This is a genomic window from Vibrio sp. 10N.222.55.C7 (genome assembly GCF_041473335.1).
Classification (GTDB): Bacteria; Pseudomonadota; Gammaproteobacteria; order Enterobacterales; family Vibrionaceae; genus Vibrio; species Vibrio crassostreae_C.
Map to the genome: position 1 here is coordinate 1 of NZ_JBFRSC010000002.1, position 2,827 is coordinate 2,827.

Below are 2,827 nucleotides of genomic sequence, written 5' to 3' on the forward strand. Positions count from 1 at the left end.
ACTTCAGGTCGCACGGACAACTCCGAGTTACATCTTCGCTAATTTAGCAAAGCATGAATTATTAAACGAATAAAAAAGTCGTTTACGCGAATGTCCAGTATAACTGGAGCATATAACCTAGGACGGCGGCAGATACTGTCGTCATCTTAGACGATTGTGCAAAAGTGGCGATAAATCAGAACGATTAGCTCATCACGTTGTGAAATAGTGTGGGCTTTACCGAACATTACTATTAATTTCAATCAATTGAGTTTATTAAACGGTGTACCTGAAGAATGGCTGTAGAGTGTGCGAATGAGTGTTTGAGCGTCTTTCGAAAACGTGTCTGACCACCATTGCCCTACCAAAAATTCCCTTTGTAAACCTAAAGCGCGTACCAACTCGGTAGCGATCGCTTCTTTAGTAAGACTGCTGGTCTCACAGCGAGGATGGCTATAGTTAAACCAAATCTTCTGTTGCTCATGATAGTAGTGAGTGTCTGGATCAAAGTGAGTCAGCAATTGCGTCGAAAACGGCGCGTTAGCAGTACTTATACAGTAACTGTTGGTCCCCTTACTCAGCATGGAAAAATGCGTGTTGTGACCAATGATGATCCCGCGGTCAATCTCATGGAGCTGATAAAAAGCAGCGTCGTTAAACTGACCGTTGCTGATGTTGAGAACCTCGTCTTTATACTCGTATAGAGGATGGTAAAACGATTTTGCTTCGTCGATAACCGGATACCCAATCGCACCGTGCACCAGCTCTATCGCCTCGATGATAGCCTCTGGTGGTGCGGTTTCACTTTCAGACACGAAGTACAGTGGAATTAGCTCATCGGTACGCCAACGGACAGTGGCTTTGTTCAGGGTGTAATCGGCTGTCGATACCCCATTGCGAAACTCGATGATCTCTTGAATCTCTTGCTGGCTCGGTGACCATGGCGTGTCGACAGGTTGCTCTTTATCATCGTCAGAGCAGCCCAATAACATAGCAAGACTGAGAAAAAAAGGGGCGGTCCAATGTCTCATTATCAATTCTCAAACAGAATTTTTGAGCCATACGGGATGCCTTCAGTCTTATCATCGGTATACACGTTCACCATATGAAGCCTTCCCAATTGTGTCTGAATGCTGGCGGTAAAGCCGGTAGTAAAGCTGCCTAGCGCCATGATGAGTGACTTACCATCTTGAGACAACTCGGCTCGCATATTCGATGAGGAGCTTTCAAGGTGCCAATCAACAACTTTGTCATTGCCCACAAGAACAACCGTGACCTGACCCCTTGTCCTTACCGTGGTTTCGACCATACCAGAATGGCCTCGCTCTGCGTCAATCACTAAAGGTCCCACGTAAGAGCCGACACATCCGTTAGCATTTGCGTAAGACGCAAAACTGGCTGCAGTAATAGTTGCAGCAATAAGTAGTTTTTTCATAAATAGAAGGTGTGATGTAAATGGCCGTAAACCCTAACATATCATATAGTTATTTTCATAGGTTATAGTGTTAATGGGTGTGTCAGTGTGTCTATTTTTTGTCACAGATCTGGCTTTTGTTCTACTTTAATTAAACAGGAGAGGGTAAGGAAAAGAAGTAGACATCAATGCATGTAGAGCTGCTGCCCTAGCTAGGCTTTGGAGCACAAGCGCGCTAGCGGTGATCACATAAGATGATCTACCCTTTCAGCACGGAACTGTCGAGTAGACGACACTTGTTACCAAGTGCCGCCCCTCTAAGAACCGTACGTGCAACTTTCACTGCATACGGCTCAAGCCTCCACTAAGGCATCATTGATACCCAGCAACTTATAACGCAGTCGGGACAGGCTCTTTCCAAGAGTTACGAGCTAGCCTTTTAGATTTTCTCTTCACCAAATATTCTTGGTATTGAGGGTCAAAAGGGGTCGCTGCATTCCTGATTTTTACGTGTCGCTCGATGGGCACTTTAGCTATTTGGAACAGATTGAAGTGACAGTCCATGTCCATGATTTTCTGCCAACCGTGAAATTGCCACTGGCCTTTACGATTGAGAAAATACTTATGAACAACCCAGTCTTTGGACTTGGTTGGATGACGTCTAACTGCCCAGTGCCATAACGCTTGGAATAGTTTGTGGCCGACATACCCGAATACTTGTTTAGCAACACAGTGGCGATAGTAATTCGCCCACCCTCTAAGTTTCGGATTTATCAACTTGATAAGATCGTTAACAGGGATGGTTGCGTGCTTTTTAATAAGTTCACGTAGATTTCTGAGAAATAACAGCGTGTTAGATTTGCTCGGTTTAATGAGCAATTTCCCTTTGTACTTCCTGTGATTGAAACCCAGAAAGTCAAAGCCATCATCAATATGAGTGACCTTCGTTTTCTCTTCGGAGAGGGTTAACCCTCTTTCTGCCAGAAAGTCAGCAATCAACGGTTTGATATCGTTCACTAGCACTTCCTTTGAAGAGCAGGTGACCACGAAATCATCCGCATAACCAATAAAGTTGGCCCTAGCACCCATTTTCAGAGCTGTAGATTTTATTCGTTGCTCTATTCCCACGAGAGTCATTAGCATCAAGGTTGGAGATATTATCCCACCTTGAGGTGTGCCCTCATCGGTATCATAGAACAGACCCTTATCCACATAGCCAGACTTTAACCATTGCTCTAACATACGTTTATCAACCGTGATATTGTCGATAAGCCATTGATGCCCGATTTTGTCGAAGCAAGCCTTAATATCTCCCTCAAGAATCCATTTCGCTGATCGCTTTAGAGCCAAACATTTGAAACACTGACTGACGGCGTCAGCCGTACTGCGATTTGGCCTAAACCCATAGCTATTGCAGGGCGGGATCGCACTTTG

The 2,827-nt window shown here is 44.7% G+C and carries 3 protein-coding genes; all 3 read right to left on the reverse strand.

Annotation, left to right across the window (positions count from 1 at the left end):
* Positions 1 to 242: 242 nt before the first annotated feature.
* Positions 243 to 1,010: a hypothetical protein gene (locus AB4482_RS00185; RefSeq protein WP_372102916.1), complete on the reverse strand. Its 768-nt coding sequence runs from the start codon at positions 1,008 to 1,010 to the stop codon at positions 243 to 245.
* Between the two features lie 2 nt (positions 1,011 to 1,012).
* Entirely contained in the window at positions 1,013 to 1,414 is a 402-nt protein-coding gene (locus tag AB4482_RS00190; RefSeq protein WP_372102914.1) for a hypothetical protein, read from the reverse strand.
* A gap of 369 nt (positions 1,415 to 1,783) precedes the next feature.
* Positions 1,784 to 2,827: reverse transcriptase domain-containing protein (locus AB4482_RS00195; RefSeq protein ID WP_372180329.1), on the reverse strand; the 1,044-nt coding region annotated here is incomplete at its 5' end.